Source organism: Lentzea sp. NPDC058436, assembly GCF_042721515.1.
Taxonomy (GTDB): Bacteria; Actinomycetota; Actinomycetes; order Mycobacteriales; family Pseudonocardiaceae; genus Lentzea.
Genome location: NZ_JBHXLF010000042.1, coordinates 1 through 10,258, shown reverse-complemented (window position 1 = coordinate 10,258; position 10,258 = coordinate 1). Strand labels below are relative to the sequence as shown.

Below are 10,258 nucleotides of genomic sequence, written 5' to 3'. Positions count from 1 at the left end.
CGCCACCAGCCCGCATTCCCGACCCGCACCCCCCGGCAAAAGCCGACCCGCACCCAACCGGCAAAACCGGCACATCCCACCCCCTGGGCATCACCCAGGCGAGTGAACGCACGTCCACCCCACCCCAATCCCATACTGCAAGACACCACCAGTGACCTGAGCCACCCGGCGGAATGCGCGCGCAAGCCCCCTGTCTATGCTCGTTAACAGTCCGGACACATTGCGGTGCTCCGGTCGGCGCGGGCCAGCCGCCCCCGACCACGCCCGCGCCCCACGATCCGACCCTTCCTGGGAGCGATGTCCGTGAGCAACACGAGCCGACCTGTTGTCCTCATCGCCGAGAAGCTCGCGCCGTCCGTTCTGGACGCTCTCGGTGACGGCGTCGAGGTGCGCCACGTAGACGGCACCGACCGCGCAGCACTCCTCGAAGCCGTGCAGGACGCGGACGCGCTGCTCGTCCGTTCCGCCACCCAGGTGAACGCCGAGGTCTTCGCGGCCACGCGCAAGCTGAAGGTCGTGGCCCGCGCGGGTGTCGGCCTGGACAACGTCGAGGTCCCGGCCGCCACGCAGAACGGCGTGATGGTCGTCAACGCGCCGACGTCCAACATCGTCAGCGCCGCCGAGCACGCCGTCGCGCTTCTCCTCAGCGTCGCGCGCCAGATCCCGGCCGCCCACGAGACGCTGCAGAACCACGAGTGGAAGCGTTCCAAGTTCAACGGCGTCGAGCTGAACGGCAAGACCGTCGGCGTCGTCGGCCTCGGCAAGATCGGCCAGCTGTTCGCGCAGCGCATCGCCGCGTTCGGCGTCGAGCTCATCGCGTACGACCCGTACGTCAGCGCCGCCCGCGCCGCTCAGCTCGGCATCGAGCTCGTCACGCTCGAAGAGCTGCTCGAGAAGGCCGACGCGATCAGCATCCACCTGCCGAAGACGCCGGAGACCAAGGGCCTCATCGGCGCCGAGCAGCTGGCCAAGGCCAAGCGCGGCGTCATCATCGTCAACGCCGCCCGCGGTGGCCTCATCGACGAGGAAGCCCTCGCCGAGGCGGTCAAGGAAGGTCAGGTCGGCGGCGCCGGCATCGACGTCTTCTCGACCGAGCCCACGACCGAGAGCCCGTTGTTCAACGTGCCGGGCATCGTCGTCACGCCGCACCTCGGCGCGTCCACTGCCGAGGCGCAGGACCGCGCGGGCACCGACGTCGCGAAGAGCACCATCCTCGCGCTCGCCGGCGAGTTCGTGCCGGACGCCGTCAACGTCCAGGGTGGCGCCGTCGGCGAGGAGGTGCGCCCCTACCTGCCGCTGGTGCAGAAGCTCGGCACCGTCCTCAGTGCACTCTCGCCCAAGGCCCCGACCAGCGTCACCGTCGAGGTCCGCGGCGAACTGTCCACTGAGGACGTCGCGATCCTGCCGCTCGCCGCGCTGCGCGGGGTGTTCTCCAAGGTCGTCGAGTCGCAGGTGACGTTCGTGAACGCGCCGAGCCTCGCCGCGGACCTGGGCGTCACGGTCGAGCTCACCAAGGAGACCGAGAGCCCGAACCACCGCAGCCTCGTCACGGTCAGGGCCGTGCAGGCGGACGGCACGACCAACAGCGTCTCCGGCACGGTCAGCGGCATCGCGCAGGTCGAGAAGCTGGTGAACATCAACGGCCGCAACTTCGACCTCAGGGCCGAGGGCACCGTGCTGCTGCTGGAGTACCCGGACCGCCCCGGCGTCATGGGCACCGTCGGCACGCTGCTCGGCGAGGCCGGCGTGAACATCGAGGCCGCGCAGATCAGCCAGACCGGCAGCGACGCCGTCATGGTGCTGCGCGTCGACCGCCCGGTGGACACCGCGGTGCTCGACCCGATCGGTGCCGCCGTGGGTGCGCGCACGGTCCGCTCTGTCGACTTCGGATAGTCACGACAAACGGGAAGGGGACGCTCAAAGTCCCCTTCCCGTGTCTATCGCCATTCACAACGAAGTCGTAACAGGCAACTATCCGTAGACAACATTCATACTTTCGGGGCAGTCGCAGAGACACGGTCAGCGATTAGCGTCCCCACGAGGTTGACCCGGTGCCGTAGAGGGCACGGCACATCTGGATGCGGGTCGAAGGCACACACCTCGGTTGGGGCAACGTTGTGAAGAGACGATCGAGTCTGGTGGTGTTCTCTGCCATCACCACACTGCTGATCGCACCTGCCACGGCACAGGCGCAGAGCGAACCGCTCGCGCAGCCGGTCAAGGGTGCACAGGGGTTGGACGCGAAAGCGTTGCACCTCAAGGTTTCTCCCAGGCTGAACGCCGCGGGCACGGTCACCGCGTTCGTCGCGCTCGACCGCAAGCCGGCCGTCGACGCGTTCGACGAGAAGAAGAGCCAGGGCAAAGAGGTCGCGAAGCAGGCCGCGAAGCAGGCCAAGAACGACACGGCCGCCACCGCGGACCAGGTCGTCGGCCAGCTCAAGAGCGCCGACACGCAGACCAAGGAGCTCTACCGCACCTCCAACGGCGTCCCCGGCGTCGTCGTGAAGGCGGACGCGCAGAAGGTTCGCGAACTGGCCCAGCGCCAGGACGTCCTCGCCGTCTACCCGGTCGTGCCGAAGAAGCGCCAGAACTCGAACGCCGTCCAGCTCACCAGGACGCTCAACGTCTGGCAGCAGTACGGCAAGCTCGGTGACGACGTCCGCGTCGGCATCATCGACACCGGCGTCGACTACACGCACGCGAACTTCGGCGGTCCCGGCACGGTCGAGGCGTTCAAGGCCGTCGACCCGACCAAGGCCGACCCGAACTTCCCGACCGCCAAGGTCGTCGGCGGCTACGACTTCGTCGGTGAGACCTACGACGGCGAGAGCACCGACCCGGCGATCAACACGCCGAAGCCCGACCCCAACCCGATCGACTGCAACGGCCACGGCTCGCACGTCGCGGGCACCACGGCCGGTTTCGGCGAGAACGCCGACGGCAGCACGTTCAAGGGTGACTACACCAAGCTCGACGCCGCGAAGCTCAACGAGATGAAGATCGGTCCCGGCACCGCGCCGAAGGCCCAGATCTTCGCGCTCAAGGTCTTCGGCTGCGACGGCTCGACCAACGTCACCTCGCAGGCGCTCGACTGGTCGCTCGACCCCGACGGCGACGGCGACTTCTCCGACCACCTCGACGTGGTCAACCTGTCGCTCGGCTCCGACTACGGCGCCCCGGACGACCCCGACAGCCTGTTCGTCAAGAAGCTGTACAAGGTCGGCGTCATGCCGGTCTTCTCCGCGGGCAACGGCGGCGACCTCTACGACATCGGCGGCTCGCCGGGCAACACGCCCGAGGCGCTGACCGTCGCCTCCACGCGCGACTCGTACGTGCTGCGCGACGGCGCCGAGGTCAAGGGCCAGGGCCTCAAGCCCGGTCAGTACAGCCAGAGCTTCACCGGCTACCTCGGCTACAACAAGGAACTGCCGGTCGCCAAGGTGACCCAGGCGGGCAACACCGACGGCTGCGTCGCGATCACCGACAACGTCGCGGGCAAGTTCGTGTGGCTGGAGTGGGACGACAACGACGCGACGCGCCGCTGTGGTTCGGCCGCCCGCGCGAACAACGTGCAGGCCGCGGGCGGTCAGGGCGTGCTCCTGTCGTCCACTTTGGAGAACTTCGCGGCGGGCATCGCGGGCAACGCGGCCATCCCGATGTTCCAGTTCACCGGCTCGGCCACCGCGGCGGTCCGCCCGGCGCTCGACGCGGGCACGCTGGTCGTCCGCCTCGCGGGTGACCTGCGCACCTCGACGCCGACGTACGACCAGTCCATTTCGGACACTCCGAGCTCGTTCACCAGCCGCGGCACCCGCGGCCAGTCGATCAAGCCGGACGTCGCAGCCCCCGGTGACACGATCTCGTCGACCGCCGTCGGTTCCGGCAACGACCGCCTGGTGATCTCCGGTACGTCGATGGCGTCCCCGCACGTCGCCGGCATCGCCGCCCTGGTCCGCCAGGCGCACCCGGACTGGACGCTCGAGGAGGTCAAGGCCTCGATCATGAACACCGCCGGTGCGGACGTGAAGGAGAACGGCAAGACCTTCGCCCCCAACCGGGTCGGCACCGGCCGCGTGGACGGCAAGTCCGCGATCGACAACCAGGTCCTCGCGTACGTCGAGGAGGACAACGGTTACGTCAGCGCGAACTTCGGCGTCGTCGAGGTCTCGAAGCCGGTCTCGCTGTCCAAGACCATCAAGATCGTCAACAAGTCCACGAAGTCCGTGGAGTACAAGGTCGGCTACACCGCGGCCACGACGATCCCCGGCGTGAGCTACGTGCTCTCGCAGGACAAGGTGAAGCTGAGCCCGCGCGGCATCGCGCGCGTCAAGGTCACCCTGAAGATCACCGACCCGAAGGCCCTGCGCAAGACGGTCGACTCGACGGTCGAGCCGCTCCAGCTCGACGTGCCGCGGCAGTTCCTCGCGGACGCCTCCGGTCGCGTGACGTTCACGCCGACCGCCGGCGCCACGGTGCCGCTGCGCCTGTCGGTGTACTCGGCGCCGAAGCCGGTCGCGGACATCAACACCGCGTCCAGCCTCAAGTTCCGCGGCAACGACAAGCAGGCCGTGCTGAACCTGACCGGCAAGGGCATCGACCAGGGCTCGGGCTCGCAGGCCTACCGCTCGCTGGTCAGCGTTCTCGAACTGCAGGCCCAGTCGCCGAAGCTGCGCGACTGCCGCCGCAACGTCACCGAGAACTGCGCGCTCAACGAGACCGCCAAGGGCGGCGACCTCCGCTACGTCGGCGCGGCCTCCACGGCCCCGCTCGCCAAGGCGCAGGGCAAGCCCGAGGAGGCGCTGCTCGCGTTCGGTGTCGCGACCTGGGGCAACTGGTACAACCTGGGCAAGAACACCATTCCGTTCGTCGACATCGACACCAACGGTGACGGCACCGCGGACTTCGAGGTGTTCGCCACCCGCCTGACCGACACCGACCTGCTGGTCGCGTCCACCGTGGACCTGAAGACGGGCGAGACCGTCGACATCCAGGGCGTGAACGGCCTGTTCGGCGACGTCGACGCGAACGTCCAGGACACCAACGTCGTCGTCCTGCCGGTGCTGCTGAGCGCACTCGGCATCGACGCGACGAAGGACACGGCGCGCCTGTCGTACGTCGTGGGCACCGCGGGCTACTACGTGGCGCCGGGCAACGCGAACAAGCTGATCGACGTGATCGACCGCAACCTGTCCTTCGACCCGCTCAAGCCGGGTCTGTGGGCGCAGGGCGGCGGCGACGCGGCGCTCTCGTACGTCGCGAAGCCGGGCACCGCGCTCGTGGTGAACAAGGACGAGGCCGCGCTGAAGGCCGACAAGTCCGAGGGCCTGCTGGTCCTCAACCACCACAATGCCAACGGTGACCGCGCGTCGGTCGTCACGGTGAAGTCGAGCGGCCGGGGCGGCGCCTACTAGTAGCCCGCCAGGTCGGATGTTTCACGAGAGGCCCGGTTCTCCCTCGGAGAGCCGGGCCTCTCGGCACGTCACGGTCCGGAACTGCCTGCCGTCACCCCTTGACGCGACCCCGTTCCTGCGGTCGAGTGACACCCGAAAGTGGGGTATAGGCCGTGTGGGTGTCCCGCAGTACGGGAGATAACACCCCGATGGGGTGTCCGGCATGCGGTGAGCGCCCGCGATGCCGGTAGCCTTTCGCGTGAGGAAAATAGTCCCACCAATTGGGGACTGACACCTGGGAGGTGTGTGGATGCGGCTCGCAGTGATCCCAGGAGACGGGATCGGGCCCGAGGTCATCGCTGAGGCCCTGAAGGTCCTCGGAGAGGTCGTTCCGGCGGCCGAGATCACTCGCTACGACCTCGGCGCGGCGCGCTGGCACGCCACGGGAGAGTTGTTGCCCGAGTCGGTGCTGGGGGAGCTTCGCCAGCACGACGCGATCCTGCTCGGCGCGGTCGGCGACCCGTCGGTGCCGAGCGGAATTCTGGAGCGCGGGCTGCTGCTGCGGCTGCGCTTCGAGCTCGACCACCACGTGAACCTCCGCCCTGCTCGTCTCTACCCCGGTGTCCGCAGCCCGCTCGCGGACCCGCCGGAGATCGACATGGTGGTGGTGCGCGAGGGCACCGAGGGCCCGTACGCGGGCAACGGCGGCCTGCTCCGCAAGGACACGCCGCACGAGATCGCCACCGAGGTCTCGCTGAACACCTCGTTCGGCGTCGAGCGGGTGGTCAGGGACGCGTTCGCGCGTGCCTCGAACCGCCAGCGCCGGCACCTGACGCTGGTGCACAAGACGAACGTCCTCACGCACGCCGGCTCGTTGTGGTCGCGCGTCGTGGAGGAGGTCTCGCTGCAGCACCCGGACGTCACCGTGGCCTACCAGCACGTGGACGCGGCGACCATCCACCTGGTCACCGACCCGGGCCGCTACGACGTGATCGTCACGGACAACCTGTTCGGCGACATCCTGACCGACCTCGCCGCCGCCGTCACGGGTGGCATCGGCCTGGCCGCGTCGGGGAACATGGACGTCACGCGTCGCAACCCGTCGATGTTCGAGCCGGTGCACGGTTCGGCGCCGGACATCGCGGGCCAGGGCATCGCGGACCCGACGGCCGCCGTGCTGTCGGTCGCGCTGCTGCTCGACCACCTGGGCGAGCACGAGTCGGCGCGCCGGATCGAGGCCTCCGTGGCCTTTGATCTCGCGACCAGGGACCACCAGTCGCCTGGGGCCACCTACGCCATCGGCGACCGTCTCGCGGCACTCGTGTCGTCGAACGTCCGCACGGGCTGAGGTTCAGACGTTTTGAAGCCCGGCCGGGATCTTCCCGGCCGGGCTTCGGCGTTTCTCAGCGCTGGTCAGAGCTGGCCGTTGGCCTCACGCCACGCGCGCTCCTTCTGGATCCACTCGTTGTCCTGCGGGAACTCGTCGATCGTCGGCACGCGGCGGATCTCGGTCTTGAAGCCCGGCCCGGCCATCGGCATGCGCTTCGCCCACTCGACCGCTTCCTGGATCGAGGCGACGTTGAGCAGGTAGAAGCCGTTGAACAGCTCCTTGGTCTCGCCGTACGGGCCGTCCGTGATGACCGCCGGCTCGGAGGAGTAGTCGACGACGACGCCCTCGGACGGGTCGGAGAGGCCCTCGGCGGCCAGCAGCACACCGGCGCGGATGAGCTCGTCGTTGAACGCGCCGACCGTCTCCAGCATCTTGTCGAAGTCGAACTCGCCCATGTTCTCGAAGGCCTCGTCGGTGGCGCGCATGATCAGCATGTACTTCACGGTGTGTCTCCTCGTTCGTGTCTCGTTCGCTGACGTCCAGAGGTCGAACGGGCGCGGTGCCGGATCGACATCACACCCGGAAAATTTTCGAACTTCCTGTTTTCGCAGGTAGGGTCACCGAAGTCGTGCGTGGGGGAAGACCGGTCGAAGTCCGGCGCTGACCCGCAACGGTAGGTCCCCCTGGGCGGGGGGACGAGCCCGAACACCCGTGCACGGTGGACCGAGGAACCAACTCCTGCCGTGGACTGCGGGAAGGGCATCAGTGATCTCCAAGATCAGCGCGCTCGTCGGCGTGCTCGTCGTCAGCATCGTCGCGGGCGTGGCGCTCGGCCCCGTCTCCGTTCCGTTCGACGTCACGGTCGAGCTGCTCTGGGAGGCCCTGCGCGGCGGCACGATCCCCGCGGACCTCGTCGGGCAGTACCACATCGTCTGGGACATCCGGCTGCCCCGCGTCCTGCTGGCGGCGGTCGTGGGCGCGGGCCTGAGCACGGTCGGCGTCGCGATCCAGGCGATGGTCCGCAACGCCCTCGCCGACCCGTACGTGCTCGGCATCTCGTCGGGCGCGAGCGTGGGCGCGACGGCCGTGGCGACGCTCGGCGTGCTGTCCGGTCTCGGCGTCTACGCGCTGTCGGTCGGCGCGTTCGTGACGGGTCTCGGCGCCACGGCCCTGGTCTACATCACCGCGCGCACGAGCCGAGGGCTCACACCGTTGCGGCTGGTCCTGACCGGAACCGCGCTGGCGTACGGGTTCTCCGCCGTGGCGATGCTGCTGGTGTTCCAGGCGCCGCACGGGGAGGCGGCGCGGTCGGCCATGTTCTGGCTGCTCGGCAGCCTCGGTGGCGCGAGCTGGACGTCGTTGCCGATCGCCGCCGTCGTGACGGCACTCGGCATCGCGTACCTGATGACCAGGGCCCGGCAGCTGAACGCGCTGGCGATGGGCGACGAGACCGCGACGACGCTCGGCGTGCCGGTCAACCGGTTCCGCACGCACCTCTTCATCGTCACCGCGGGCATCACGGGCGTGCTCGTGGCGGTCAGCGGCGCGGTGGGCTTCGTCGGGCTGATGCTGCCGCACCTCACCCGCATGGTCGTGGGCGCGGACCACCGCAAGGTCCTCCCGCTCGCACCGCTCGCCGGAGCGTCGTTCCTGGTCTGGGTCGACGTGGCCGCCCGGATGCTCGCGGCGCCCGAGGAGCTGCCGCTCGGCGTCATCACGGCCGCGATCGGCGTGCCGTGCTTCATCTTCCTCATGCGCCGCAAGACCTACGTGTTCGGAGGACGTTGATGCGCGTCGACATCGACCACGTCACGGTCCGCGGCATCATCACGGACATCACCCTGCAGGCCTGCGACGAGGTCGTCGGCATCGTCGGCCCGAACGGCAGCGGCAAGTCCACGACGTTGCGCTGCGTCTACCGCGCCCTGAAGCCGGACTCGGGCGCCGTGCTGATCGACGGCGAGAACGTCCACAAGCGACAGCACATCGCCCGCGACCTCGCGGCCCTGTCGCAGGAGTCGCAGGTCGAGTTCGACTTCACGGTCGCCGAGGTCGTGGAGATGGGCCGCCTGCCGCACGAACGCGACTCCGCCCGCGACCGGCGCGTGGTGGGCGACGCACTGGACACAGTGGACGTCGCGCACCTCGCCTCACGCAGCTTCCTGAGTCTCTCCGGCGGCGAACGCCAGCGCGTGCTCATCGCCCGCGCACTGGCCCAGGAACCTCGCGTGCTCGTGCTGGACGAGCCGACCAACCACCTCGACATCCGGCACCAGCTGGAGGTGCTCGCCCTGGCGCGAGGCCTGGGCATCACCGTGCTCACCGTCCTGCACGACCTGAACCTCGCCGCGTCCTACTGCGACCGCCTGCACGTGCTCGACGAGGGACGGCTGGTCGCCTCCGGCACCCCGGCGGAGGTCCTCGTCCCGGAACTGATGGCCAAGGTTTTCCACGTCACCGCGCACGTAGTGCGGCACCCGACAACGGGAGTTCCCCAGCTCCTGTTCGACCAGGAGGTCACCCCTTGAGAACCGCACTCGTCACAGCGGCCCTGCTGCTCGTCTCCGGCTGTGGCGCCACGGTCGCGAAGGACCCCGCCGCGTCCGACCCGGTGACCGTCACGAACTGCGGCCAGCAGGTCACCTTCGACAAGGTTCCGTCCAAAGTGGTCACCAACGACACCGGCATCACCGAGATGATGTTCGCGTTGGGCCTCAAGGACCGCATGGCGGGCTACGTGGTGAACGGCCTGAAGACGGTCGACGTGCAGACCTCCCCGTGGAAGGCCGACTTCGAGAGCGGCAAGCACCTGTCCGACAAGATCTCCAAGGAGGTCGTGCAGGGCGTCAACGCGGACCTGGTGTTCGCCGGCTGGAACTACGGGTTCAGCGAGAGCACCGGCTTCACCCCGGACGCGTTGAAGGAGCTGGGGATCGGCACGTACCTGCTGACCGAGGCGTGCCGCAACGGCACCGGCAAGCAGCGCGGCATCATGCCCGCGCTGGACGCGCTGTACACGGACCTGCGCAACCTCGGGAAGATCTTCCGCGTCGAGGCCAAGGCGGAGGAGCTGATCAAGGGGTACCAGGAGCAGATCGCCTCCGCCGGGCGGCTGATGGAGGGCAAGCCGCGGCCGAAGGTGTTCCTGTACGACAGCGGGCAGGACCAGCCGTTCACGTCAGGGAAGAACGCGGCGCCGCAGGACGTGATCTCCAAGGCCGGTGGGGACAACATCTTCGGGGACCTCAACGACAGCTGGACCACCGTGAACTGGGAGACGGTGGTGCAGCGCAACCCCGATGTCGTGCTGATCGTGGACTACGCGGACGGTGAGGCGAACACGCCCGAGGAGAAGCAGCGGTTCCTGGAGGGGTACGCGCCGCTGGCCAACTCGCCCGCGGTCAAGGGGAAGCGGTTCTTCTCGCTGCCCTACGCCGCGTTGGTGGAGGGGCCTCGGAACGCGGCTTCCATCGAGGCGTTCGCGAAGTTCCTGGCAGAAGCCTGAGTTCCTGCGCGGGTCGAGTTTGCGGCTGGCCGT

At 68.7% G+C, this 10,258-nt stretch carries 7 protein-coding genes and 1 riboswitch; of the genes, 6 read left to right on the top strand and 1 reads right to left on the bottom strand.

Annotated elements, in window-relative coordinates:
- Positions 1-303 precede the first annotated feature (303 nt).
- The 3 genes from serA (at position 304) to ACFWN2_RS45860 (ending at position 6,738) form a co-directional block, all read left to right on the top strand.
- Positions 304-1,893 carry a phosphoglycerate dehydrogenase gene (serA, locus tag ACFWN2_RS45870; protein ID WP_382437048.1) on the top strand — a complete coding sequence of 530 codons (1,590 nt, stop codon included), beginning with the start codon at positions 304-306 and terminating at the stop codon, positions 1,891-1,893.
- A gap of 185 nt (positions 1,894-2,078) precedes the next feature.
- The gene (locus ACFWN2_RS45865) at positions 2,079-5,411 is read left to right on the top strand and encodes a S8 family serine peptidase (RefSeq protein WP_382437047.1); all 3,333 of its coding nucleotides are present in this window, start codon (positions 2,079-2,081) and stop codon (positions 5,409-5,411) included.
- A gap of 289 nt (positions 5,412-5,700) precedes the next feature.
- Positions 5,701-6,738 (top strand): 3-isopropylmalate dehydrogenase, encoded by a 1,038-nt coding sequence (locus ACFWN2_RS45860; protein ID WP_382437046.1) that lies wholly within the window; start codon positions 5,701-5,703, stop codon positions 6,736-6,738.
- Between the two features lie 65 nt (positions 6,739-6,803).
- Here the strand turns inward: ACFWN2_RS45860 and ACFWN2_RS45855 are convergent, their stop codons facing one another.
- A complete protein-coding gene (locus tag ACFWN2_RS45855; RefSeq protein ID WP_382437045.1) occupies positions 6,804-7,223 on the bottom strand; it encodes a YciI family protein in 420 nt (139 codons plus the stop codon).
- Between the two features lie 81 nt (positions 7,224-7,304).
- A riboswitch (cobalamin riboswitch) is annotated at positions 7,305-7,452 on the top strand.
- Between the two features lie 33 nt (positions 7,453-7,485).
- Between ACFWN2_RS45855 and ACFWN2_RS45850 the strand changes: the two genes are divergently transcribed.
- From ACFWN2_RS45850 to ACFWN2_RS45840, 3 genes are read left to right on the top strand one after another with little or no spacing between them, the layout of a single operon-like run.
- A complete protein-coding gene (locus tag ACFWN2_RS45850; protein ID WP_382437044.1) occupies positions 7,486-8,508 on the top strand; it encodes a FecCD family ABC transporter permease in 1,023 nt (340 codons plus the stop codon).
- Positions 8,508-9,248 (top strand): ABC transporter ATP-binding protein, encoded by a 741-nt coding sequence (locus ACFWN2_RS45845; RefSeq protein WP_382437042.1) that lies wholly within the window; start codon positions 8,508-8,510, stop codon positions 9,246-9,248. Before ACFWN2_RS45850 ends, ACFWN2_RS45845 begins: the two co-directional genes overlap by 1 nt.
- The gene (locus ACFWN2_RS45840; RefSeq protein ID WP_382437041.1) at positions 9,245-10,225 is read left to right on the top strand and encodes an ABC transporter substrate-binding protein; all 981 of its coding nucleotides are present in this window, start codon (positions 9,245-9,247) and stop codon (positions 10,223-10,225) included. The genes ACFWN2_RS45845 and ACFWN2_RS45840 overlap by 4 nt, the downstream gene beginning before the upstream one ends.
- The last annotated feature ends 33 nt before the right edge of the window (positions 10,226-10,258 follow it).